Origin of the sequence: Vibrio sp. sp1 (genome assembly GCF_016920955.1) — a bacterium.
GTDB classification, from domain to species: Bacteria; Pseudomonadota; Gammaproteobacteria; order Enterobacterales; family Vibrionaceae; genus Vibrio; species Vibrio alginolyticus.
Map to the genome: position 1 here is coordinate 22,316 of NZ_CP060590.1, position 24,419 is coordinate 46,734.

21 protein-coding genes are annotated in these 24,419 nt (G+C 43.6%); 13 read left to right on the top strand and 8 right to left on the bottom strand.

The window, feature by feature from the left end; all coding sequences use genetic code 11:
* Nucleotides 1-47: 47 nt before the first annotated feature.
* Nucleotides 48-776, bottom strand: coding sequence for a UTRA domain-containing protein (locus tag H9L11_RS15535; RefSeq protein ID WP_033906315.1), 729 nt, complete (start codon nt 774-776; stop codon nt 48-50).
* 210 nt (nt 777-986) lie between these two features.
* Between H9L11_RS15535 and H9L11_RS15540 the strand changes: the two genes are divergently transcribed.
* The 9 genes from H9L11_RS15540 (at nt 987) to H9L11_RS15580 (ending at nt 11,509) form a co-directional block, all read left to right on the top strand.
* Nucleotides 987-2,054 carry an ABC transporter substrate-binding protein gene (locus H9L11_RS15540; RefSeq protein WP_005373851.1) on the top strand — a complete coding sequence of 356 codons (1,068 nt, stop codon included), beginning with the start codon at nt 987-989 and terminating at the stop codon, nt 2,052-2,054.
* Between the two features lie 12 nt (nt 2,055-2,066).
* Nucleotides 2,067-2,891 (top strand): alkaline phosphatase family protein, encoded by an 825-nt coding sequence (locus tag H9L11_RS15545; protein WP_033906314.1) that lies wholly within the window; start codon nt 2,067-2,069, stop codon nt 2,889-2,891.
* Nucleotides 2,888-3,778, top strand: a complete 891-nt coding sequence (locus H9L11_RS15550) for an ABC transporter permease subunit (RefSeq protein WP_033906313.1) — start codon at nt 2,888-2,890, stop codon at nt 3,776-3,778. The genes H9L11_RS15545 and H9L11_RS15550 overlap by 4 nt, the downstream gene beginning before the upstream one ends.
* A gap of 2 nt (nt 3,779-3,780) precedes the next feature.
* Nucleotides 3,781-4,569 carry an ABC transporter permease gene (locus tag H9L11_RS15555; protein ID WP_033906312.1) on the top strand — a complete coding sequence of 263 codons (789 nt, stop codon included), beginning with the start codon at nt 3,781-3,783 and terminating at the stop codon, nt 4,567-4,569.
* Nucleotides 4,566-5,585 (top strand): ABC transporter ATP-binding protein, encoded by a 1,020-nt coding sequence (locus H9L11_RS15560; RefSeq protein ID WP_005373862.1) that lies wholly within the window; start codon nt 4,566-4,568, stop codon nt 5,583-5,585. The genes H9L11_RS15555 and H9L11_RS15560 overlap by 4 nt, the downstream gene beginning before the upstream one ends.
* Before the next feature lie 2 nt (nt 5,586-5,587).
* Nucleotides 5,588-6,247, top strand: a complete 660-nt coding sequence (locus tag H9L11_RS15565) for an HAD family hydrolase (RefSeq protein ID WP_017633566.1) — start codon at nt 5,588-5,590, stop codon at nt 6,245-6,247.
* A 192-nt stretch (nt 6,248-6,439) separates the two neighbouring features.
* Complete coding sequence (locus H9L11_RS15570; protein ID WP_025767986.1) at nt 6,440-7,096, top strand: TetR/AcrR family transcriptional regulator; 657 nt, start codon at nt 6,440-6,442, stop codon at nt 7,094-7,096.
* A complete protein-coding gene (locus H9L11_RS15575; protein WP_025767987.1) occupies nt 7,083-8,411 on the top strand; it encodes an acriflavin resistance protein in 1,329 nt (442 codons plus the stop codon). The genes H9L11_RS15570 and H9L11_RS15575 overlap by 14 nt, the downstream gene beginning before the upstream one ends.
* Complete coding sequence (locus tag H9L11_RS15580) at nt 8,408-11,509, top strand: efflux RND transporter permease subunit (protein ID WP_205391247.1); 3,102 nt, start codon at nt 8,408-8,410, stop codon at nt 11,507-11,509. The genes H9L11_RS15575 and H9L11_RS15580 overlap by 4 nt, the downstream gene beginning before the upstream one ends.
* A 507-nt stretch (nt 11,510-12,016) precedes the next feature.
* On the opposite strand, the gene H9L11_RS15585 is transcribed toward H9L11_RS15580, so the two are convergent.
* From H9L11_RS15585 to H9L11_RS15605, 5 genes are all read right to left on the bottom strand, one after another.
* Entirely contained in the window at nt 12,017-12,856 is an 840-nt protein-coding gene (locus tag H9L11_RS15585) for a hypothetical protein (protein WP_033906310.1), read from the bottom strand.
* A gap of 164 nt (nt 12,857-13,020) precedes the next feature.
* Nucleotides 13,021-13,869, bottom strand: a complete 849-nt coding sequence (locus H9L11_RS15590; protein WP_005387103.1) for a hypothetical protein — start codon at nt 13,867-13,869, stop codon at nt 13,021-13,023.
* 395 nt (nt 13,870-14,264) lie between these two features.
* Nucleotides 14,265-14,531 (bottom strand): hypothetical protein, encoded by a 267-nt coding sequence (locus H9L11_RS15595; protein WP_005373876.1) that lies wholly within the window; start codon nt 14,529-14,531, stop codon nt 14,265-14,267.
* A gap of 324 nt (nt 14,532-14,855) precedes the next feature.
* Nucleotides 14,856-18,014, bottom strand: a complete 3,159-nt coding sequence (locus H9L11_RS15600) for an efflux RND transporter permease subunit (protein WP_033906309.1) — start codon at nt 18,012-18,014, stop codon at nt 14,856-14,858.
* Between the two features lie 13 nt (nt 18,015-18,027).
* Nucleotides 18,028-19,185 (bottom strand): efflux RND transporter periplasmic adaptor subunit, encoded by a 1,158-nt coding sequence (locus tag H9L11_RS15605; RefSeq protein ID WP_005387110.1) that lies wholly within the window; start codon nt 19,183-19,185, stop codon nt 18,028-18,030.
* Nucleotides 19,186-19,703: 518 nt separating this feature from the next.
* Here H9L11_RS15605 and H9L11_RS15610 point away from each other — a divergent pair.
* Both H9L11_RS15610 and H9L11_RS15615 read left to right on the top strand, forming a co-directional pair.
* Nucleotides 19,704-21,221, top strand: a complete 1,518-nt coding sequence (locus H9L11_RS15610) for a phospholipase D family protein (RefSeq protein ID WP_205391248.1) — start codon at nt 19,704-19,706, stop codon at nt 21,219-21,221.
* 92 nt (nt 21,222-21,313) lie between these two features.
* Complete coding sequence (locus H9L11_RS15615; RefSeq protein WP_205391249.1) at nt 21,314-21,901, top strand: class I SAM-dependent methyltransferase; 588 nt, start codon at nt 21,314-21,316, stop codon at nt 21,899-21,901.
* A 54-nt stretch (nt 21,902-21,955) separates the two neighbouring features.
* Here the strand turns inward: H9L11_RS15615 and H9L11_RS15620 are convergent, their stop codons facing one another.
* Nucleotides 21,956-22,426: an ASCH domain-containing protein gene (locus H9L11_RS15620; RefSeq protein ID WP_005373887.1), complete on the bottom strand. Its 471-nt coding sequence runs from the start codon at nt 22,424-22,426 to the stop codon at nt 21,956-21,958.
* A 200-nt stretch (nt 22,427-22,626) separates the two neighbouring features.
* On the opposite strand from H9L11_RS15620, the gene H9L11_RS15625 reads away from it, so the two are divergent.
* Together H9L11_RS15625 and H9L11_RS15630 are read left to right on the top strand one after the other, a co-directional pair.
* Nucleotides 22,627-23,472: a tetratricopeptide repeat protein gene (locus H9L11_RS15625; protein ID WP_005373890.1), complete on the top strand. Its 846-nt coding sequence runs from the start codon at nt 22,627-22,629 to the stop codon at nt 23,470-23,472.
* Between the two features lie 13 nt (nt 23,473-23,485).
* Complete coding sequence (locus tag H9L11_RS15630; RefSeq protein WP_005373896.1) at nt 23,486-23,881, top strand: DUF2391 family protein; 396 nt, start codon at nt 23,486-23,488, stop codon at nt 23,879-23,881.
* A 9-nt stretch (nt 23,882-23,890) separates the two neighbouring features.
* On the opposite strand, the gene soxR is transcribed toward H9L11_RS15630, so the two are convergent.
* Nucleotides 23,891-24,325 carry a redox-sensitive transcriptional activator SoxR gene (soxR, locus tag H9L11_RS15635; RefSeq protein WP_047102776.1) on the bottom strand — a complete coding sequence of 145 codons (435 nt, stop codon included), beginning with the start codon at nt 24,323-24,325 and terminating at the stop codon, nt 23,891-23,893.
* Nucleotides 24,326-24,419 lie beyond the last annotated feature (94 nt).

A 24,419-nucleotide genomic window follows, 5' to 3' on the forward strand; every position in this document is an offset into this window, starting at 1 on the left:
AATATGCGAAAAAGAGCCCTTCATTGGGCTCTTTTTAATTCTGCGCTTTATCCTACGCTATCAATGCGAATCATCACTGCGTCTGGACGCCAATACTCGAATTCGCAGTCCATTAAATGCCCATCTTGTTTGTAGTTTACCCGCCGAATTTTCAGAACGGGTTGTCCTTCAACTAGGTTCAACGCCTTAGCGACATGAGCAGGAGCTGACGTGGGAATCACATCAAAACGAGAGCGCTTTGTCTCGTAACCATACTTCTCACGATAAATGCCCGTCAGGGACATGGTGAGGTTCTCAAACAATATACCCTCAAACAGTGCCGCTTTGAGCACGTTCTCAACAAACAATACCGCTCGCCCATCAATAAAACGTAACCGTTCAATTACATAAATTGGGGTAATTAGCTCCACCTCTAACGATTTGGCATACTCACCTGCGGCCATTTCACTTCGCACGTTGAGTAACTTAGTTTCTGCAATACGATGCTGCTCTCGAATCATCTGATGGAAGTGAGAACGAGACAACGGGTTGTAACAGATACGCTCAGGAGATACATACCAACCCCGGCGCTCTTCTCGATAAATAAGACCTTCAGTTTCTAAAGACACCAACGCATCTTTGATAGTGATTCGAGTTGTAGAAAACAGCTCACTGAGCTCTCTCTCTGACGGCAGTTTTTGTCCTTCCGACATGATGCCGGAAAGAATCTGCTGTTTTAAGCTGCTTCTAATTTTTCCTAATTGGGTACCAAATTGTCCGGTGCCTGTCGCTCTCATTCTGATCTAGTCCAACGATAATTTGACGAATAACATAAGGCGTTTACGTAACAAAAATATGACATTAATCAACAGAACACATACTGAACGTATGAAATATAAGTGCCATATAAAATCAGCAAAACTGTCAAATTACTTGCGCTAAATCGTCACATTCCATCCATAGCATACAAAGCGAACTTACTGACCTAGTCCAGAAGGATGGAGACAATGAAAACTTTGCTAAGTCGTTCAATTACCGCACCAGCGGCAATCATTGCGGTAACGCTCGCTACGCCAACAGTAGCGAAAGAAGCCGATATTGAATCTTTGGTAGCAGCAGCACAAAAAGAAGGGGCGGTTTACAGTGTGGGTATGCCTGACAGTTGGGCAAACTGGAAAGACACTTGGGCTGATTTAAAGTCAAATTACAACCTTAAGCACCAAGACACGGATATGAGCTCGGCTCAAGAAATCGCAAAATTCGAAGCTGAGAAGAAAAACGCGACCGCAGACATTGGTGACGTAGGCTTTGCCTTCGCACGTGTAGCGGTTAAAAAAGGCGTCACTCAGCCATATAAACCAACAACTTGGAATGACATCCCAGATTGGGCAAAAGACGAAGATGGTCATTGGGCACTTGCCTACACTGGCACTATTTCTTTTATCTCCAACAATAACCTCGTAAAAGACGCGCCAAAAACGTGGGATGACCTATTAAAAGGCGACTACAAAGTGACCGTAGGTGACGTAGGCGTAGCAGCACAGGCAAACAACGCGGTTCTCGCCGCAGCTTTCGCCAACGGTGGGGATGAATCCAACCTCAAGCCTGCGCTCAAATTCTTTTCTGAACTCGCGAAGCAAGGTCGTCTTTCATTTACCGATCCGAACATCGCCAACCTAGAAAAAGGCGAAGTTGAAGTGGCGATCATGTGGGACTTCAATGCATTGAACTACCGCGACAAAATTGACCGCGACCGCTTTACAGTGAGCATTCCTCAAGATGGCTCTGTGATTTCTGGTTATACAACCATAATCAATAAATACGCGAAGAACCCTAATGCAGCAAAGCTTGCTCGTGAATACATCTTCAGCGATCAAGGGCAAATCAACTTAGCAGAAGGTTATGCGCGTCCAATCCGCACCAACATCACACTGCCTCAAGCAGTGCAAGACAAGCTAATTGCTAATGACCAATACAGCAATGTTCACCCAGTGACTGACTTCTCAGCTTGGGAAAAGTCCGCACGTAAGCTGCCACGTCAATGGCAAGAAAGTGTCTTAATCCACCAGCAATAAGAGTAAGTCGTTATGAGCAATAAGGTCATCCTTGTTGTTCTAGATGGACTGAACTATCAGGTAGCCCGTGATTGCATGGGCTACCTCAATGGTCTTCTAGAACAAAGTCGTTCCCAACAAGAAACTCGCGCAACGCTTTATCCTGTGCAGTGTGAGCTGCCCTCTATGTCTCGCCCACTTTATGAGTGCATTTTAACGGGCGTTCGCCCTGTAGAAAGCGGCATCGTAAACAACAATATCGTTCGTCTATCCAAACACGATTCCATTTTCAGTTTGGCAAAAGCCCAAGGAAAAGTGACCGCTGCGGCTGCCTACCATTGGGTAAGTGAGCTTTATAATCGCGCGCCATTTGAACCTGTTCGCGATCGTTTCACGCATGATGAAACCCTGAATATCCAGCATGGCTGCTTTTACCATTGGGATCATTATCCTGATGAAGCCTTGTTCCTGGACGCAGAGTATTTACGTCGCAACTATCAACCTGATTTTTTATTGATCCATCCGATGAATATCGACGATACAGGACATAAGTTTGGCCTAGACTCTCGCCAATACCGCAATTGTGCGCGAGGTGCAGACATTATTCTTTCCAACTACATCGATCAATGGCTTGCTGATGGGTATCAAATCATTGTGACCAGCGATCATGGCATGAACAACGATCTTTCTCATGGTGGGATTTTACCTGAAGAGCGAGAAGTTCCCCTGTTTGTCATTGGTGATAAGTTTACCCATCAAGATTGTCATGTTAAGCAAACTGATATTTGTGGCACCGTTTGTCAATTGCTAAACCTTGACCACACGAAGCCATACACTCAGGAATTGTTAGCACTATGAGCAGTTCAGTCCTCTCCCCAAGCTCCAGCGAATCACGCTCAAATTTGGCAAGTACTTGGTTAAAGCGCTTTAAGCCAGCCATTTGGTTGGTGCCTTTCGCGCTGTTTTTCTACCTATTTCAACTCGCACCGATGATTTGGGTGCTGTTAAACAGCTTTATCTACGATGGCGAGTTTGCCTTCGATAACTACATTGAAGTGCTCGACTCCGCCTTTATGATGCAGGCGTTTGGCAACAGTTTGTGGTTAGCTATATGGTCGAGCATTTTTGGCTTAGCCATTGCGACTCTGTTGGTCTCTTCTCTGCGCAGAGTCGATTCTAAAGTCCGCGACGGTGTGATTGCGTTTACGAACATGAGCAGCAACTTTGCAGGCGTACCTCTGTCATTCGCTTTTATTATTATTTTGGGCACCAATGGGGCGATTACCCTTTTGCTCAAGCAGTATGGCTTACTCGGTGATTTCGACCTTTATGGTAAATGGGGCCTGCTGGCCATTTACATCTACTTCCAAATCCCGCTGGCGGTGTTGTTGCTCTACCCTGCGTTCGATGCGTTGAGTGATGATTGGCAAGCAGCTGCTGCGCTACTGGGAGCCAAAACATCACAGTATTGGGCGAAAATCGCTCTGCCAGTGCTCTCACCAGCCTTATTCGGTACCTTTATTATCTTAATAGCCAACGCAATTGGCGCATATGCGAGTGTTTATGCGTTGACCTCCGGTAACTATAACGTCATCACAATTCGAATTGCGAGTCTGGTATCGGGAGACCTGTTCCTTGAACCTAATCTCGCCGCTGCAATTTCGGTGATTCTAATGGCGTTACTTGCCTTTATCACAGTGATTAACCAATGGCTCATTTCGAAAAGCTATGCAGGTAGGAAGTAGTCATGCACAACGTTAATAATCGATTCCATAAAACGGTGGTTTATTCCATTGTTGGGATCATGCTCATCCCGATTTTAGCGACCTTTGTCTATTCGCTTTCATCACGCTGGGGCGCCACGGTGCTTCCAGATGGTTTCACTTTTGATTGGTACGTTAAATTGCTGACCGACCCACGCTTTTTGCAAGCGTTTGGGCGTTCGCTGTTTATTTGTATTGCTTCGCTAACCCTCAGTGTGATTCTGGTTCTGCCAGCGATATTCGTGGTGTTTTACTACTTTCCGAAGCTCGATAAGCTCATGAACGTATTGATTTTGCTACCATTCGCTGTACCACCAGTGGTGTCCTCCGTCGGCTTGCTTCAACTTTATGCTGACAGTGAAATCTCCCTTATCGGTACTCCTTGGATTCTAGTAGGTACTTACTTCACCATCGCGTTACCGTTCATGTATCGTGCGATTTCTAATAGCTTCGAAGCAATTAACCTTAACGATTTAATGGACGCTGCACACTTGCTAGGGGCAAGCACAACCAAAGCGTTTTTGATGGTCATTTTACCTAACCTCAAAAAAGGACTGATGGCATCGCTTTTCCTTTCATTTTCATTTCTATTGGGAGAGTTTGTGTTCGCCAATATTTTAGTCGGCACACGTTATGAAACCCTGCAAATCTACTTGTATAACATGCGTCAGACGAGCGGCCACTTTACGTCTGCCTTAGTGATGACCTACTTCCTATTTATTTTTTTACTGACTTGGTTGGCAAGTCGTTTCAGCCGAGGAGTCAAACAATGAGCTACGTAACAGCGAAAAATCTGACTAAACGTTTTGGTGATAACACCGTATTTGAGGACATTCACTTTAACATCGAGCAAGGTGAATTCATTACGCTTTTAGGCCCTAGCGGTTGTGGTAAATCGACACTACTTCGCAGCCTTGCTGGGCTTAACCCTGTCGATGGAGGCGAGATTTGGGTAAACGGAGAAGATATCACGCATCAAGTCCCGCAAGAGCGTGGTATTGGGATGGTCTTTCAATCGTATGCGCTGTTTCCCAATATGACCGTCGAAGGCAACATTGCATTTGGCTTAAAAATGAAAAAGCTTGCGAATGATGATATTCGACGTGAAGTGGCTAAAGTCATCAAACTGGTGGATCTGGCAGGTAAAGAAAAACACTATCCGCATCAACTTTCTGGCGGTCAGCGCCAGCGTGTCGCACTCGCTCGAGCGTTGGTGGTGAAACCTCGCATATTATTGCTTGATGAACCACTTTCTGCGCTTGATGCCAAAATCCGCAAACACCTTCGTCAGCAAATCCGAGATATTCAGAAAGAGATGAATCTCACCACTATCTTCGTAACTCATGACCAAGAAGAGGCGATGATTATGTCTGATCGTATCTTCCTAATGAGTAAAGGAGAAATTGTTCAAGCAGGAACACCTGAAGAAATCTATACTCATCCTGCTAACGAGTTTGTGGCCGGTTTCATGGGGCACTACAACCTTGTAGAGGCCAATAAAGCCAAGCAACTCTTCAACATTGATACCGAATGGAAAGTGGCGATTCGCCCAGAGTCTATATATGTAAAAGAGCAAGGTCGTCAATATGATAGCCACATCTCAGCGCCACAAGTAGGTACGATCACCAACCACCAGCTTCTAGGTAATGTTATTCGCTATCAAGTGAACGTTGAAGAGTGTGAGCTCACTGTTGACTTGCTTAACCGCTCTTCAGAACGCTTACTAGCGAATGGCAGCCAACTAGAGCTACTCTTTAACCTAAACGAAATTCAACCAGTGAGAGCCTAAACATGTCCAAACCTTTGTATGTTTTTGATATGGATGAAACCCTAATAAACGCTGACTGCGCAATGATTTGGAACGAGTTTATGGTTGAGAAAGGCATCGCGACTGATCCTTTATTTATTATGGAAGATCAGCGTCTAATGGCCTTGTACTCTGAAGGCAAAATGGACATGGAAGATTACCTAGCGTTCTCCATGAAGCCACTAGAAAACATGCCGATTGAAGAAGTAAACGCCTTGGTTGAAGAATGTGTTGAAAGCCATATTTTGCCTAAACAGTTCCCTCAAGCCAAAACCCTGATTGAGCAACTGTCTCGTGATGGTATAGATATGGTTATCATCTCTGCCAGCGTCACTTTTTTGGTGGAAGCCGTTGGTCGCCGTCTTAATATTCCAACCGCACTCGGAATTGATTTAATCGAGAAAAACAACCGTTATACTGCTGAAATCGACGGTATCCCGAGTTATCGTGAAGGCAAAGTCACGCGATTAAAACAGTGGCTAGAAAATCAGCCTGAGCCTTATTCCGAAATCCATTTCTATACCGATTCAATCAACGATTTACCGCTTTGTGAATACGCGAACTACGCTTATCTGGTAAATCCATGCCCACAACTAAAAGAACACGCCAACAGACCGAATTGGAGTGTGTTAAGTTGGGGGTGATATAGCCTCACAAGACCGTTCTTCCTAAGTAAATACTTTTCTATTTGTTCAAAGAGCAGTTCTTTCTGCTCTTTTTTACTTCTCTTCATCACAAATTAATCACTTGATTAAATACTGATTAATTTTTCACATGTCGCATGAGAAATCAGCGTCTTATAATTAATCAAATGTTTAATATTTTGAGAGAAGATTGTGACGGAAGCGCATCGAAGGGCGGGAAGACCCACAGATAATATCGACGCACGGGAAAAACTGATTTTCCACGCGCGCGAACTCTTCACCATTATGGCTTATGACAAGGTCTCTACTCGCCTAGTCGCGCAGAAAGCAGGCGTGAACGTTGCGATGATTCGCTACTACTTTGGCAACAAAGAAGGCCTGTTCGAGACCATGTTGCGCGAAACACTGTCACCGATGCAAAAGCAGATGCAGACGTTGGTATCCAACAGTAACGAGCAAAACTTTCTCGATCTAATGCGTACCTACTACCGCGAAATGATCAAGGTACCACAGTTCCCACGCTTAGTTGCCCAAGTTATGCATATGCCCCCATCGGAAACCCAACGCAAACTGCTCGAAAAAGTCTTCGCAGATATCAGCAAGCCAATGCAAGGCGTGATCTTTGATAAGTTGATTGACAGTGGCGTTTTACGAAAAGACGCCGACCCTCAACTTTGTCGCGTCTCTTACATCAGCTTGATGGTGTTTCCTTTTATGGCACCACCAGCACTGCTCGCCATTCATGGCATTGAACTTTCTGAAGCCTTCTTGAACCGATTATTCGAACACAACATACAACTGATGAAACATGGATTTTTAGACTCGGGCGACCAATATGAAGATAAATAAAAAGCTGCTGTTCTTTCCTGCTCTTGCGGTGGGGGTCGTCATTCTGTTTTTGGCGATTAGCCTCAAACCAGATTTGCCCGTAAAACCCGCTGGAGATCGTGCACGGTTGGTCGAGACGATTCCACTTGAGCTGAAAGCGATTGCACCTGTTGCTATTGGCTTTGGTAAAATCGCACCGAAAGTTGAATGGAAAGCGATAGCCGAAGTGACCGGTAAAGTGGTTTACCGTCATCCGCAACTGGAAAAAGGACAAGTGCTGCAAGCAGGAACGGAAATCTTGCGAATCGACCCACTCGATTACGAGTTGAAACTGGTTCAAGCTCAAGCCGATCTCAAATCTGCTCAAACCTCTCTGGCTAAGCTGAACCAAGAAGAAGCGAATCTCAAAAGCACACTCAAGATAGAAGCCAACCGTCTGGTTATCGCCAACAAAGAGTTAGACCGTAAACAAAACCTACGTAAGAAAGGCTTAACCTCGCAATCGGATGTAGATCAGCAAGAGCAAAGCGCGCTCTCTCAACGTAAGTTAGTACTGGATATTGAAAATCAAATTGGTTTGATGCCGGATGAGAAACGAGTCGCGGAAGCCCTAGTTAAAGTTAATGCATCAAAAGTGGATGAGGCCGAACGCTCGCTTGATAAAACCATCATCACGCTTCCTTACGATTTGCGTATTGCTGACGTAGAAATTGAGAAAAAGCAAGTGGTTAACCTCCAACAAACCATGGTGACAGGACATGGTATTGATGTCATGGAAGTGGAAGCTCAACTATCCATTCATGACATGCAAACTTTGGCGGCGAGCATCGGTGAGTTTGTCCGTGATGAATCTGGTATTCCACAACCTGATATGAATGCGATTCATGCCAACATTGAACTCAGCAGCGGTAACCTCTCTGCAAGCTGGCCTGCGAAAGTTGCACGCATCAGTGAAACGGTTGATCCAAGCCAAGCGACTGCCGGTGTGATTCTGGAAATTGAACAAGACTACCGTGCATTAAACCCAACGTCTGCGCCTCCATTGGTGAACGGCATGTTTGTGCGTGCCTTGATTGAGGGACAAGAGAACCCGAGTTGGGTCATCCCAGAGCGTGCGCTTCATGGCAATAAGATTTACCTGATGGGCGATGACAATCGTCTGCAAGTCGTCACGGTTGAAGTGTTATATCGTCGCAATAACCAAGTGGTGATCGATGGTGAACTAGAGCAAGGTCAGAAGCTGATCATCAACGATTTGCTGCCTGCGATTAACGGCATGCTATTGAAAGAGTCACCTGAACAGTCAGAAACGGCTATTGAGGAGTCTGATTCATGATCCGATTCTTCGCCAAGCATCCAACAGCAGCCAACTTGCTGATGCTAACGCTGCTGATATTGGGGATTTCTTCACTTTCCACGATTAAGCGTGAAACTTTTCCTGAGTTTGATCCGCCCTACATCCTAGCTGGTGTGGTTTACCCCGGCGCTTCCCCTCAAGAGGTAGAAGAGAGCATCTGTATCCGAATGGAAGATGCTGTCGATGGCCTTGCCAACATTAAAGAAACTCAGTGTGAAGCGATTGAGGGTTCTGCGCGTCTTATCTTAAAACTGAATGAAGAAGCCGACATTGGGCGCATGTTGGTTGATGTTCAAACCCAGATCAACTCGATAAACGACTTCCCACAAGAGATTGAATCTCCTGTGGTCCAAGAGCTCGATTGGAACGAGCCAGTTGTGGATGTCGCGATCACCGCAGATACCACATGGCCAGAGCTAAAAGCGTATGCCGAACAGCTTAAACGCACGTTAAAAATCGATTACGATGTCTCTTTGGTTGAAGTTGCTGGCTTCTCTGACCACCAATACCGAGTAGAGTTAGACACTCAAGCTATCCGACAACTTGGTTTGAGTGTTGGTGATATTGCGGACCAGATTGGTCGTCAAAACGTCAAGTTGCCAAGTGGTAATGTCGAAACGCCAGATAAGAACTTTCTGATCCGCTTTGACGAACGACGCGTGACGCCGGAAGAGCTTGAGACTATCGTCGTGGGCTCTGGTACAAATGGCTCAATCATCCGTCTAAGAGATATTGCGACGATTACCGACCGGTTTGAATTGGACGAACAGAAAGTCCTCTTCGATGGTCACCCTTCTGCCCTACTAAAAGTCAGCAAAAACAAAGAAGATGACGCACTGCGTATCAAGGAACGGGTTGCTCAATTTGTCGAAGAACAACAAGCTATCGCGCCAGACGGTGTGATGCTACAAATGACCAATGACCTTTCATCCGTGCTTTGGGATCGCCTGACCATGATGGTCAAAAACGGTTGGCAAGGTATCATTCTGGTCTTCGCCACCATGTGGTTGTTCTTTAGTTTTCGCTATTCCTTTTGGGTCGCAGCTGGTTTACCCGTTGCCTTCTTAGGTGGGTTATTTTTGATGGCGCAACTTGGCCTGTCCATCAACATCATGTCTTTGGTCGGGTTACTCATGGCCATCGGTATCATGATGGATGATGCCATCGTTATTGCCGAATCGATTGCCGCTCACCTCGACCGAGGAGAAGAGATCGATGATGCCGTTATCAAAGGAGTGAAAAAGGTACTGCCAGGGGTAATTTCTTCCTTCCTAACTACGGTGTGTATTTTTGGTAGCTTGTTATTCCTGCAAGGTGAAATGGGTGCGGTACTTAAAGCAGTTCCTCAAGTTCTGATCCTCGTTTTGAGTTTGAGTTTGGTGGAAGCCTTCTTGATCCTACCTAACCACCTTTCTCATTCGCTACATAAACAAAAGCAAGAGCGAAAGACACCGAAGTTTAAACAAAAGCTGCTCGCTTCTTTTGAAAACTTCCGTAACACCACCTTGGTCAACGCAGTGGATAAAGTGGTCGAGTATCGCTATGCCTTTATGGGTGGCGTAGTTGCATTACTTCTTATCTCCGCTGCCACGTTAGTAGGTGGTTTACTCAAGTTCCAACCCTTCCCTGAGTTGGATGGCGACATTGCAGAAGCGCGCATTATTCTTCCTCCGGGTTCTTCTCTGTCTCAAACGGAAGCTGTCGTCGATAAGATCGTCGCTTCCGCTCAAAAGCTAGATAAAGAATGGACAGAGAAAGTGGAAGACGGCAATCCATTGGTTCTACACATCACCAGTCAATTCAACGCTAACGCCGACGCGAATGAATCTGGCCCTCACATTGCCACGGTACGTCTGGATTTGCTGGGCGCCGAGAGTCGTAACACACTCATCGATGAATTTATCGACGCATGGCGTGAAGACATTGGTGAACTTGCGGATCCTATCTCACTGGTATTTAAACAACCGACCATGGGGCCGGGTGGACGAGCGATTGAAATTCGAGCGAAGCATGATGAACTGGATGCGCTCAAAGCCGCCTCTATCGACATTCAACAGTACTTAAATGAGTTTGACGGTGTCCATGGCGTGTTGGATGACATGCGTATGGGTAAAGAAGAAGTCTTGGTAAAACTGCGTCCGGGCGCAGAAGCTTACGGGATTAACGGCCAACTCATCGCCAATCAATTGCGTGCAGCTTTCTTTGGCCAAACCGCAGACGAGATCCAAGTTGGGGTAGAAAACATTTCCATCGAAGTTCGCCTCGATAAAGCACAAGCCGGTGACTTACAGCAATTGGCAAACTTTCCGATTATCTTGTCCGATGGCAGTCAAATCCCCCTCGCAACTATTGCGACTTTGGATTTCCAACGTAATTACGTAAGAATCCAGCGCATTGATGGCTTGAGGACTGTGAGCGTATTCGGCGATATCGACAATACGAAAGCCAACTCAACCGCCATTATTCGTCAGTTCCAACAGGATGATGCGCCAAAGCTTATGCAAAAGTATCCTGGTCTTCGCTTTGATTTTGAAGGTGAAGCCAAAGATACCGCTGAAACTGGCTCATCAATGGGTAAAGGCTTCTTGCTTGGTTTATTTGGCGTGTTTGCGATTCTGAGTTACCAATTCCGCAGTTATTTGGAACCATTCGTCGTCATGCTTGCGATTCCCCTCGCCTTTATTGGCGTGGTATGGGGACACATCCTACTCGGTCACTCATTAAGTATGCCAAGTATGATGGGCTTCGTCTCATTAGCAGGGATTGTGGTGAATGACTCGATTCTGTTAGTTCAGTACATACGCCATCATGTGGATGAAGGGGATAATGTACATGACTCAGTAGTCAAAGCCAGTCGGGAACGCTTTAGAGCAGTATTCCTAACATCAATGACCACTGCAGCAGGTTTGCTTCCGTTACTGACTGAAACCAGTTTGCAAGCACAGGTTATCCAACCACTGGTTATCTCCATCGTGTTTGGTATTTTCGCATCCACTCTGCTGGTGTTGTTTATGATCCCTGCTGCGTATGCCATTTTAGCTGACTTCGGCCTAGTCCATAAGCACGAAGAAATCTAAAACGACTGATAAGTAAACTTATCAAAATGAACAAGAACGGCTTAGGTCGCTTTTTGTTCAATACCAATGCGTTAAAAAACACACAATCACTTAACAAACAGAGGGTTATTGTGTCTCATTAAGTGTAAATATGAACAGTTAAGGATTAAGTATGTTGAGCTTTATATAACCAAATCAAATAACCAACACAAGATTTATAATATGTTTTATTGTCAAAAACGGCATTTCACAGAGTAAAAATACACGCAGGCAACACATTCACAATTTAAACTCACGATAATGAAAACATTGATTGAAGAATTAACATTTTAACAATCATTACAACAATGTTAACTTTAGCCTCGTTGGTCGCGCTGGTGGTAAGCCTCTCACCAAGCCTATTGTCAGTTTTATATGGACGTTCGACCACCTCCAAAATGAATAGACACCCAATTTGGTGCCCTTTTTTCGCCCGTGAAAGCATTCTTCGCGGGCTTTTTTCTTTAAGTTAAGTATGAACGCTCTGGATCAACTTTTTTTTGCCAACCTTTCGGATTTGGAGGTAGTATGCGAATCAATAAGCGGAGACAGTGCTAGCAACTCTAAAACATTTTTTTCAAAGATTTCATCCGCGTGTCTTACCCAATCTAAAAACTTTTTTTGAGCAAACATAGGCTCGATTTCATATAAAAATTCAATACTAAAGTAAAACTCATTTTTGATAGGCAAATTGTACACTCTTCGATAGTCTTTTTTATACTCCAAATTTCCTTCTACATATTTTGAAAATGTATTTCCACCAATCTTGATATCTTGGCATTTGATTGGAGGGTAACCACGAAGAAACTCTCCTACAAGGAACTCTTCTTTCGCTCTCTTTTTTTCTTCGTTTATCGGGTCCATTCCCCAACGATGATTTGCATACGCAATGGCATCATTCATCAACTCTGTATGATCACCTTTTTGAGAACCGTCAGGTGACTCTACAGCATGATAAAAATCTACGTACTCTTTCTCTATAAATGAAGATAGTTGATTAACACTAGTAATATATTTATCTGCAGACTTAATCCTTAACCTAATATATAAACCACCTTGTTTATTGATTGGTAATAGTGGATTTATTATTTTATTTTGAAAAGAGAAATAAATCGTGGCCAAGTTTATAAACTTTTCATGCCGCTCTACTTTTGAATCAATATTGAATCGTTGTAATTCAATAAAATCTTGGTATACATGACCTTCATATATATTGTTCGGACATTCAAATGATAGTACTAAGTCATCTATCTGGAATACATTATGTAACAAGTGTGCAAAATCTGGTTTCCCTCTAAACCCATCTTTAAAGATTTTGATAAAATTCATATTTATATCTCTTGTTATTTAAATATGTATTGATATTTGTGATAGGCTCTATACTAAATCCATTGGCTTTATATGCGCCATGGCGTACAAAGGTAAATAGACATCCAATTTGATTCATTTTTCTCTCATGGCTACATACTTTGCTAGCTTTTCTTGACGCTGTGTTACTCTGCCTTAGTTTTTTCGTTCAATCCCTTTACCGCTTTGGCTGTATACGAGTCGATGAGCGGAGACAAATCCAGTAATTCCAATACTTTTTTTTCAAAGGTTTCATCCGCACTTCTCACCCAATCTAAAAACTTCTGCTTAGCAAACATCGATTCGTACTTATACCAAAACTCGATGCTCAGGTAGAATTCATTTTTTATGGGTAAATTGTATACTCTTCGTAATTCACTCTTATACTTAAGATTACCTTCTGAGTATTTTGAGTATTTGTTTTTTCCAACTTCAACTATCTCACACTTTATTGGTGGATAACCACTTAAGAAACCTCTAATTAAATATTCTTCTTTTTCTCTTTTTCGGTGTTCACTTTCTGGAATTTCTCCCCATTGTTTATTCGCACGCTTAGTCAATTCTTTCATCAAGTCTGTATGATACCCCCTCATAGAGCCTTCACTTTGCTCCGGGGCATGATAAAAATCATAATATTCTCTCTCTAAAAATGAGGACAATTGACTAATATTATCAATATCTTCTCCAGTAGATTTAACCCGTAGCCTAATATATAATCCACCTTGTTTGTTAATAGGAAGCAAAGGGTTTAATATTTTCTTCTGAAACAAAAAATATACCGTAGCTAACTTTACAAACCTTTCATGCCTCTCTATTTTTGATTCAACATCGAACTGTTCTAAATTAACAAGATCCTGGTATACATGTCCTTCATATATGTTGTTCGGACACTCAAATGACAGCACTAAGTCATCTATCTGGAACGCATTATGTAATAAGTCAGAGAAATCCGGCTTTCCTCTAAAACCATCTTTACACATTTTAATAAAACTCATATGTCTATCTCTTACTCTTCAAATATGCATCAATACCTTTAAACGAACGCCTGCAATATGAGTTCTAATTCAAGTAAAGGTAAGCCACATACTAAGGTATTATGAAGGTCAAAAAGGAGATCGGATCTTTTCAAAATTTTAAATATCTAACATCACCTCCACTTTACTGAAATCTACACTTTTAAAAGTTACATCCGCTCCATCCAGCAATAGCTCATCAAACACGCCAACTATTGATAATAGGCTTGAGGATCTGATCTCCACCCATGAAATGAGAAACAAAAAAGCCAGCCTTAAAAGGCTGGCAAGTAGAGCAACAAGGTCAGTGCTTACTGCTAACTAACACCGAACTCGTATTGGATTCATTTTCGTCTGTTAGTCTCTTTTATCGGCGTTTATGACTTGCTTGCTTTCTCTTTGTGGCACGTTACCTTTACTAACTGTTCTTGCTCATCTTTAATGTTTTTCACGATACGCTCATCACGTGCGTGAATGGCATCCATGTTCATTTGCTGAATATCTGCTATAGCTTCATGTTTCATTTCAGAAAAGTCCTGACGTAAATCTGAGCTCCACTCCTCTTTGTCTAAAGTGTTAGCAGCAGCGATTGGTGATGACATTACAGCAATAAGACTTAGAGTAGATAGAAATACGCTTTTCATAATAAGCTCCTTGAGGATTAGCAGTTAATTTTAATTACAATTTATATATTGCACATACGATGCCAACTTTTATTTTGTTATTTTTCAACAACTTAAATAAACCCTCATATTCAACGTTATCTTCGTCTGGTAAATTTCGCTAACCAAGTGTCAAATTAACCATACGAATTTAAAACATTAGAAACATACACATTGAAAATGCTTTGTCAGGCAGTTTTCTCATCAGATAATTACGTAACTGCCCACTAAAAAATCGCTTTGAATCAAAATGCGGAAACAAAAAAGCAGCCCGAAGGCTGCTCCTAATCGTTAACATCAAGCTTGTTAACTCGATACGCTTGCTTCAACGCTCGACGTCACTGGCGACTTTCTGAAACGATTAATCAAACGATGGATAAACCTCTTAATCGATCTGAAAATATTTTTAATATCTTCAAGCATTAAATACAAACAAGGCACCAACACTAAAGTCAGAACCGTTGCGTACAACACCGCAAAGCCCAAAGCGACAGCCATCGGTATGACAAAACGCGCCTGCAAACTCGTTTCAAACATTATCGGCAATACACCCGCAAACGTCGTTATTGAGGTGAGCGTGATAGCTCGAAAACGAGCACAACCCGCCTCAACAACCGCTTGTTTGATGTTCATACCCTTTTCTCTCACTTGGTTTACGTAATCTGTCATAACCAGAGAGTCGTTAATAACCACGCCAGCAGCGGCGATCAAACCAAATGTCGACATCATACTGATGTCTAAACCTAGCCAGAAATGGCCCCAAATCGCCCCCGTCAGACTAAACGGAATAACGGACATTACAATCAAAGGTTGGGTATAACTTTTTAACGGTACAGCTAACAAGATGTAGACGATGATCATGCCAGCAATAAAGAACAAAATCTGTTCATTACGCTGCGCAGCCTGCTCTTCAATATCACCGCCCAATTCTGTTTTCACAGTTGGGAAGGCTTGCTTCATGTCCGGTAAGATATTGTCGTCAATGACCTTAACGATTTCTTGAGGTTCAACCAATTCTTCGTCTATGGAACCATAGACATAAACGGTTTGATACCCGCCTTCACGTCGAATGCTACTCACGCCCGGCTGCTCATTGATCTTCACCACATCACCCAACATGACCTTCTTACCTGCTGGTGTGGTAATCACAGCGTAACGCAATGATGAGAATGCTTCACGCGTCAATTGCGGGTAACGCACCATAACTTTAATTTCTTCACCATCACGAATAATGCGCTGTGCTTCGCCACCATAAAAGCTGCCACCAACTTGCTCTGCGATCATGGTGAGATCCAGACCGAGATCGTACGCTACAGGCGCAAGAGACAGGAGTACTTCTTTGCTTCCAGAATCAATAGAAGATGAAATATCATATAACCCTTCTTCCTGCTGTAAACGCTCTATCAAGTAACGCCCAGCCTCGTTGAGCTCATTGATGTTAGAACCAAACAACAAGTAGCCAAACTCATCTCTGTCACCACCACCCGCACTCTGCTCGCGGATTTTGATGCTCTTCATACCGGGAATAACAGGCATAGCTTCACGCCAACGTCGAGCCAGTTCAAATGTATTGAACGGGCGTAACTCTTCATCAACCAGAGGTACTAATACACGACCTTCGGTGCGGCTTCTGTTGTACGACAGCACATCACGAATCATTCCTTGACCATGTTCTGCAATGGTCTCAGATTCGATCTTTTGCATGACACGTTCAATAGTCTTGAGTGCACTGATTGTCTGCTCACTTGAAACGGTATCATTCATTTCAATAGTGATCGCAGGATAGTCAGTCGGCACTTTAGGGTTGGGGATCACCCGAACATAATTCGCGTTGATCAAAGCCGCGCTGATCAGCAGTAAACCACAGAACACCGCAAACACTGTCCAGCGCCAATGGGTGCATGTTGTTACAAAGTTCCGATATGGACCATTTACAAAACCAAAAAAACGTTGGTTAAATCGGTCACGCCAACCACCTGGTTTAACTGGCTTAAAATGAGTATGCGCAAGGTGTGCAGGAAGGATCAGCTTCGATTCAATCAAACTGAAGATCAAACACAGAATCACGACCCCCGCGATACCATAAAAGAAGGCACTATCAATACCACTAGACAACAAGAATGGTGCGAATACAGCAATCGTTGTCAGAACACCAAATGTCGCTGGCGTAGCAACACGTTTGACACCGCGTACCACGTTATCGACACCGCCGCCCTTTTCTTCGATTTCACTGTACGCACTTTCTCCCATGACGATGGCGTCATCCACCACAATTCCGAGCACCATGATGAAAGCAAACAGCGAGACGATGTTCACTGTAATACCCAAAGCTGGCATCATCATTACAGCACCGAGGAAACAGACAGGTAGCCCAATCATTACCCACATAGCCAAGCGGAAACGTAGGAAAATGGTCAGCATAATCGCGACTAATGCAGCACCTTGCAGCAAGTTTTTCAACATCATGTCGAGACGCCCATTTAAATAATAAGTCGTATCAACTAAGACTTTGAGCTTAACATCCTGCGGCAATGTCTTGTTTTTTGCTTCAATATAATTACGAACGGACTGTGCAACAGGGATAATGTTCTGATCACGAGTTGCTTCAACAGACATGTAGATCGCATTTTGCCCTGAGTATTCAAAATAGCGCTCTTCTTCCGTAAAGCCATCTTTGATCGTGGCGATATCTTGCAGTAAAACCTTCGCACCATTTGCGCCAAGCTTTACAGGAATATTTCTAAACTCATCACCACGGTAGTATTGGTTTTCAATCCTTACTGCAATCATCCCTGAGTTTGTTTTTACTTCGCCCGCAGAAAAGTTGGCTGAGTAACGGCTGATCGCGCTGCTGATATCGCTCAACGTCAGGTCGTATTTACGAAGAACAAGTGGGTCTACTTCAATCGCTATTTCTTCTTCTGGCGCACTCAGATACACCAGCATGACGTTTTCTAACTGAAGTAATTCATCTTCGATTTGCTTAGCAAGCGGTTTAAGCTCCTCGAGCGGTCGGTCCCCAACTAACCCCATTTCGATTACATCTTGGCGCCATTCAACTTGGTAGACATTGATTGGTTCCATACCCGCTGGTAAGTTAGACAAGGTATCAATACGTTGGTTTACATCATCTAAGACACGCTTGATATCGGCATTAACGTCTACCTCGATGGAAACATACGCGCTACCTCTAGAGGCCGTTGAGACTGCTTTTTTAATCCCGGTGACGTCTTTAATCGATTCCTCGACCTTAACGAGAATACTCTCTTCTATCTCTTGAGGAGAAGCGCCAGGATAAGTCGCACGAACATCAATGTAGTTCACCTCAATATTCGGAAACATCTGCCTTTGAATAAAGAGAAAACTCACCACACCCATGATAATGATGAACACCATCAAAAGGTTGGCAGCGACGGGGTTATTCGCAAAATAGGCAATTAAGCCCTTTTGTTTAGTATCTTCCATGACAAACTCCTACTTACTGTACGACGGTTTCGGAGTCGTCACTCTTTTTTGCGATTTGTACCGCCATGCCTTTTTGAGGGTACTCTGGTAAGGTCAGTACCAACTTATCACTTTGCTCTAAGCCTTCGCCCACCAGCAAAAACTCACCTTCTGCTCTCAAAACCGTGACAGTTCTGGGTTGAAGTTGATTATCGCCATTCACCACCCACACGGTACGGTTTTTAACTAATTCCTGTGGCAAGCGGTAGATGTGCTTAAGTTCCTTACCAGTGAAGCTCACTTCAACGTAGGAGCCGAATTTAATTGGAGGCTGCTGGTTATCGACACCGTATGGGTCCGCGATTTGAATGACCATGTTAATCATTCGGGTAGCGCTATCAATCATGCCTAGATCACGAACTACTCGACCTTCTCTAGTGGTAGAAAACACACCTTGCTGCGTCACTGTCGCAGTGAGTTCACCAATGGATTCGGGTAAAAATGCACTATCAAAACCGGCAATGGGTACGTGCACCTCTGCCACTTCGATGTTGTTTAACGTGGCAACTCGAGAACCAGATGTAACAAATTGACCAACACCAATATCACGCTCAACAACCAGCGCATCGTAAGGTGCAACGACTTTGCAATTTTCTAACTCTCTTTTTGCTCGTTTGAGTGCCGCTTGAGCCGACTTCACTTGCGCTTGTGCGCTCAAAACGTGAGGCTTGCGTAAATACAGATCCGTCACTTGCTTATCGCTCAGTCTCTTTGCCTGACGTTTTGCCACTTCGGCTTTCGCTTGTTCCTCAATCAAGTTTGCGCGTGCACTAGCTAAATCGGCTTCAGCTTGTAAAACCGACGCTTCATAGTTGTCACTTTCAATTGTGAAAAGAACCTCTCCTCGTTTTACGATGCCACCCGTCACAAAATTCGGGTGCCAACTTGTAACTTCACCACTAACTTGCGCGGAAAGGTGTGTTTTTTCAAAAGGGACTAATTCACCGTGACTGGTAATCACCACTTTGTGATCGGTAGGAAAAAGAGAAGAAGCCTGAACAGTAGGCTCTGTAATTGCATCTTTGGTTGACTCTTTTTCCGGCGCAGTTGCGGCAATTGCAGCATATCCTGCATAAGAGCCTCCAACGACGACGAAGGGTAAAAGCCAACGTAATATGGGTTTTGCTAACATCGAAAATCCTTTTTTATTGTTGTTTTCAACACCACACTTTTATTCAGTCCATTGCTCCCGGTAAGCATGGTGGTGAGAGAATTGAATTTGAATAAACATCAAAGCGGCACTTGCCTAGTCTTTTAAGCAGCGAACTAGATAGTTATTGCCAATTCAAAGTTAATAAAATTAACAAAAAATTAACCAACTGCGCAAGTTGCTCTGACTTAACTTTTATTCTAAACAGCAAATGACATGCCAAGCATTTATTTATTAAAAATCATATGGTTATATAAAAACCATTATTTTATCCAGTGTGCTATTGGTCATAATCACCAGATATTAGTGATTATGACCAATACGGCCATAATGATAATTAAAATAAATGATTATCTGCGCTCTAAAAGTTGAACTTGGTGCAGGCTCTATGGCAATTCATTGATTAATCGCTCGTTATCAAACGGTTCTGGGTGCATGTGGCGTCAGCTTAAGTCTATAATTTGGAGTAGGTAACACTCTGTAAGACAAGGAAATGTGCTTTGTTACAAACGCTCGCCAAGTTGCTCTTCCCCTCGCTGCTCACTATTTTATCGGCATGCTCATCCGTATCGTTGAATGACGCCAGTGAAAAGTCCACCAGCTTTCAGCTCGGTTATCAAAAGGATTCTGTTCTTGCGCAGTACTTTGAAGCTTACGGGAGAGATCCTAAGTCCATAACTGGCTTTGCACCGTTAAATCAGGGACACGATGCCCTTCTTGCTCGAACCTCTTTGATCGAGTCCGCCCAGAAAAGTCTTGATCTTCAATACTATATTTACCGTGGTGACGAAACGAGTCAGCTAATAACGTGGCGCTTGTATGAAGCGGCAAAGCGTGGTGTTCGAGTAAGGCTGTTGCTTGACGATATGCAAAAGCGAAACGACGATGTGATGGCTGCCCTCAATGCACATCCTAATATAGAAATCCGCTTATTTAACCCGCATCAGTATCGCGACTCCCGTTGGTTCGCTCTTGCTAGCGATTTTGAACGCCTTAATCGTCGTATGCACAATAAGTCTCTGATTGCAGACAGTGTTTCCGCCATTGTCGGAGGTAGAAATATCGGCAATGAATACTTCTCTTTTGAATCGCAAGTTGAGTTTGGTGATTTTGATCTTCTGCTCTATGGTGAGGCGGTACAACAAACTGCCGATCAGTTCGACCTCTACTGGAATAGCGCCTATGCGATACCAATGGAATGGATTACACCGAATTCACAGCAAATTACCGACCAAGCGATTCAAAAGCAGGTCAATAAACTCCGGTTAGAGGAAAAGTTTTCAACCGGCCGCTATGACTTCACCCAACTGGATATGTACCAAGATCTAAAACAAGGCAAACTCAAGCTCTACTGGGGAGAAGCGAAAGTATGGTTTGATCTGCCCGATAAAGTCGCAACCCGAGAGAGCCAACTTATTGATAATTTGTCGGAACTGGTTAAAAGTGTTGAGGATTCATTTGTGCTCATTTCTCCCTATTTCGTTCCAACTGAAGCAGGTACTCAAGCATTAAGTAACGCGGCCAAGCGAGGCGTTGATATCACGATTGTGACCAATAGCCTCGCGTCTAACGATGTGTTTGCCGTGCATGGTTGGTACGCAAAATATCGAAAAGATCTACTCGAAGCTGGAATCAAGCTTTGGGAAGTAAAAGCGAGCGCAAAACTCAAAAGTAAGTGGAGCATCACGGGGAGTAGCAGAGCAAGTTTACACGCTAAAGCAATGACGATTGATAACAAAACACTTTTCGTTGGTTCAATGAACTGGGACCCACGTTCGGCAGCTTTGAATACCGAAATGGCAGTTGTTATAGAACAGCCAGAATATGTGCAAATGTTTCTAGAACAACTGCCGAATCAACTGTCGAGTAACGCCCATGCCTTAACTCTGCGCGACGGGGACATTGTCTGGACCGACGTAAAAACAGGCGAAGAATACGACTCCGAACCAGAAGCAGGAGTATGGCGAAAAATGGGTGCTTGGTTCTCCGGAATATTACCAATTGAAGATCAGCTATAACAGTTGCCAATACTGCAAACCTACCCAGTCAAGCGAAACAAAATGGACGCTAGTTTTGGGGCTGGGGGGCACAACCAACATAAGGAAGTTCAATGCCAGCGCAATGGAATGAATACTATCAGAAGATTTTAAGCCAACCTCACCGCCCAAACGTGGAAAATGCCCTGAACCTACTTAAGATAGAAGGCAAAGTCGCTCTCGATATTGGCTGCGGAATAGGTCGAGACAGCCACTTTCTCCTCGAACAGGGATTTAAGGTTCACGCATGTGATAGCAATGAAGATGCAGTAAAAACTTGTTTAACACGCTTTGAAGGTAATAAGCGATTTTCGGTTTCGCAGTGCTGTTTTACTGAATTTAATTACCCTCAGTGCAGCTTGGTTATCGCAAATGCCAGTTTGTTCTTTTGCCCTGACACAGGCTTCAAACAAGTCTGGAAAAAAATAGACAGCGCATTACAACCGGGCGGTATCTTCTGCGGCGATTTCTTGGGAGTGAAAGACTCCTGGGTTACCTCCGAAATGCATCCAAACATTACCGCATTAACAAAAAAGGAAGTGGAAAGCTTATTCGAAGGTTACGACCTCATTTCATTGCATGAAAGAGATGAAGACGGGACCACTGTAGTAGGAAGCCAAAAACATTGGCATATGTTTAGTGTGACCGCTCGAAAGCGCTAAAAATGGTCTCTCAATAAAGATAGCAGCACTTCAAATCAGTGCTGCTATCAGAGATTAATTGACGGGATACACCACTTCAAAACGCTCTAAAACCAGCGTACGTTTCTCATGCCAATCGATGTTCAACTCATCGCATTCAGCTTTAAAAAATGCAGTATGAGCATCACGCCACCAGTTTAAGGTTCTATCACCTTCGCCTTCTGCGAAGGCAAACTCTGCGGTTACATCCTCATATTTGCATGTACTTACGTCAGTAATTCGTATCACGCAAACCGGGTCCCCATCCCAATTCGTCACTACTTGTAAATGACCGACTTGGGGCATGGTTTCACCATGCTCTCGATACCAAAGCTCCAAACTGCACGATGCAGTTTTCTGTCCAATACGAACCAAGTCTGCGCATACATTCGCGTTGTATTCATCGGCACAATAATAGTCAGCACTGACTGATGGTACAGCTTCCCTTTGTTCTGGTGATAATAATTCTAGAAATTGTTCTAAGTAATCCTTAGCTCGCGCGTCCATGCTCACTCCATTAATCATAAATTCGCAAGGAGGATAAAAGATATCACAACAAATAACCACCAGGAACAAACTGAAAAACAACAAGAATATGACTTCTACGTAGACGACTGTTATTTCTTTTGTAATAACTTTGCTAAACGTTTGTGCTATTTGCTATTGTTGCATGGTCTATCTGTACTCTTCTCGTGAAAGGACGTTATATGCGCTTATTTATTGGTATTTTTTTCTCGCTGATACTTGCCTTGCCAACAATGGCATCGGAGGAAAAGTATTCAGAATCGGATCTGTTAGATAGACCATTAATGGAACGCTATATTTTAGATGAACTAAAAGCGCTGCGTCAGGACTATCAAAGCCTAGAAAAGCGAATGATCACAGAGATCACCGATCGCGAGCTAACGGTCGCAGATAAATCGTTGAACTATGCCAACGTGACCGTTACATACTTCTTCTACATCATTGCTGGTGTCGCATCGCTGATTGCCTTTGTCGGATGGCAATCTCTGCGCGAGTTTAAACACAACACCAAAGAGATGGCTGATAAACGATTGGAGAAGATCGCCCAAGAATACGAGAAAAAGTTTGTCGCCCTTGAGCGAGATTTAAAACGCAAAACTCGCATTATCAGCGAAAACAACAAAGAGATTGAGAAAATCAACGAGATCCATAACTTATGGCTACGTGCACAAAGCTCTCAAACTCCAGAACAACGTATTGAAATCTATGATGAAATCTTATTAATTCGTCCAGGTGATTTAGAAGCGTTGACTTACAAAGCCGACGCAGCGATGGAAATCAACGAATACCATTGGGCACTTAGCATTTGTAACCGCGTACTTGAAGTCGATTACACCAACGGCCCTGCACTGTATCAACGCGCGTGTGCATACTCTCGCCTTGGTATCGAAGAGCAAGCTATTGAAGACTTGGAACGCGCAATTGAATACAGCCCATCCATTCGTGATTTACTTGCCGAAGAACGAGACCTCGAATTGCTGCACGGTAATGAGCGTTTTGAAAAGCTCTTACATCTAGCAAGCGAATAATGGAATAAACAGCATGAGCAGCCACTTTAATCTAGAAGACGCTAGCCAAGTATTGGTTGGCGCTTTTGCCCTAGCAGTCCCGATCTCATTTTCGGAGGAAGCGTGGCGATTGGGTGAGAGCCTACCAATGGCAAACTTGCTCATGCTGTTAAGTCTTTCTGTCATTTTCCTCAGTTTTTTCGCGTATCAAAGCGTGTTTCAAAGCCACATCAAGAATCGCGTATCCATCTTTATTTTTCGTGTGGTTATCGCGTACCTCATTGCGGCCGTTGTGGTAGCGTTAGTTCTTTTCTGTCTTGATAAGCTGCCACTCATGAATGAGCCTTTGGTTGCGATAAAGCGCGTTATCGTCATCACAATGCCTGCTTCGATGGGCGCGATCGTAGTCGACAGTTTCGACAAAGAATAGAGATAATCGCTACTCTTCTTCTAACGTTAAGTTCGACCCCGAGTGGTCTTTCCCTAATACATCTTCTGGGTTTCGCAGTGCGCAGGTTTCTAACGACAAGCACCCGCAGCCAATGCATCCTCCTAAATCGTTTTGCAACGCTTTAAGTTTTTGAATCTTTTGTTCTAACTGTTCATGCCAATGGCTTGCCATTTTTTCCCATTGCGCTTTGTTAGGGGCTTGGTGTTTCGGCAGTTCATCTAACGCATGTTTAATTTCTTCTAACGACAACCCAACTTGCTGCGCTGCTTTGATCACCGCAACACGGCGCAACACACTACGATGGTAGCGACGCTGATTACCTTGATTTCTCCAACTCGAAATCAGTCCTTTTTGCTCGTAAAAATGTAGGGCAGATACTTTCACTCCAGAACGTTTTGCCACTTCTCCTACGCTGATTTCCATCCTTGACTCCCTGTGTATCAATTTTGTTAAAAAAATGCTTTACCTCAAGTTTACTTGAGGTTTTAAAGTTGCACCATCTTAATTAACGCTAAAC

Bases quoted from the DNA above. Each gene is read 5' to 3' on its own strand.
- H9L11_RS15605 (WP_005387110.1), bottom strand. From the start codon at position 19,185: ATGTTAGCAAAACCCATATTACGTTGGCTTTTACCCTTCGTCGTCGTT.
- H9L11_RS15555 (WP_033906312.1), top strand. From the start codon at position 3,781: ATGCACAACGTTAATAATCGATTCCATAAAACGGTGGTTTATTCCATT.
- soxR (WP_047102776.1), bottom strand. From the start codon at position 24,325: ATGGAAATCAGCGTAGGAGAAGTGGCAAAACGTTCTGGAGTGAAAGTA.
- H9L11_RS15545 (WP_033906314.1), top strand. From the start codon at position 2,067: ATGAGCAATAAGGTCATCCTTGTTGTTCTAGATGGACTGAACTATCAG.
- H9L11_RS15540 (WP_005373851.1), top strand. From the start codon at position 987: ATGAAAACTTTGCTAAGTCGTTCAATTACCGCACCAGCGGCAATCATT.
- H9L11_RS15630 (WP_005373896.1), top strand. From the start codon at position 23,486: ATGAGCAGCCACTTTAATCTAGAAGACGCTAGCCAAGTATTGGTTGGC.
- H9L11_RS15560 (WP_005373862.1), top strand. From the start codon at position 4,566: ATGAGCTACGTAACAGCGAAAAATCTGACTAAACGTTTTGGTGATAAC.
- H9L11_RS15580 (WP_205391247.1), top strand. From the start codon at position 8,408: ATGATCCGATTCTTCGCCAAGCATCCAACAGCAGCCAACTTGCTGATG.
- H9L11_RS15620 (WP_005373887.1), bottom strand. From the start codon at position 22,426: ATGGACGCGCGAGCTAAGGATTACTTAGAACAATTTCTAGAATTATTA.
- H9L11_RS15575 (WP_025767987.1), top strand. From the start codon at position 7,083: ATGAAGATAAATAAAAAGCTGCTGTTCTTTCCTGCTCTTGCGGTGGGG.
- H9L11_RS15600 (WP_033906309.1), bottom strand. From the start codon at position 18,014: ATGGAAGATACTAAACAAAAGGGCTTAATTGCCTATTTTGCGAATAAC.
- H9L11_RS15615 (WP_205391249.1), top strand. From the start codon at position 21,314: ATGCCAGCGCAATGGAATGAATACTATCAGAAGATTTTAAGCCAACCT.
- H9L11_RS15625 (WP_005373890.1), top strand. From the start codon at position 22,627: ATGCGCTTATTTATTGGTATTTTTTTCTCGCTGATACTTGCCTTGCCA.
- H9L11_RS15585 (WP_033906310.1), bottom strand. From the start codon at position 12,856: ATGAATTTTATCAAAATCTTTAAAGATGGGTTTAGAGGGAAACCAGAT.
- H9L11_RS15535 (WP_033906315.1), bottom strand. From the start codon at position 776: ATGAGAGCGACAGGCACCGGACAATTTGGTACCCAATTAGGAAAAATT.
- H9L11_RS15565 (WP_017633566.1), top strand. From the start codon at position 5,588: ATGTCCAAACCTTTGTATGTTTTTGATATGGATGAAACCCTAATAAAC.
- H9L11_RS15595 (WP_005373876.1), bottom strand. From the start codon at position 14,531: ATGAAAAGCGTATTTCTATCTACTCTAAGTCTTATTGCTGTAATGTCA.
- H9L11_RS15590 (WP_005387103.1), bottom strand. From the start codon at position 13,869: ATGAGTTTTATTAAAATGTGTAAAGATGGTTTTAGAGGAAAGCCGGAT.
- H9L11_RS15550 (WP_033906313.1), top strand. From the start codon at position 2,888: ATGAGCAGTTCAGTCCTCTCCCCAAGCTCCAGCGAATCACGCTCAAAT.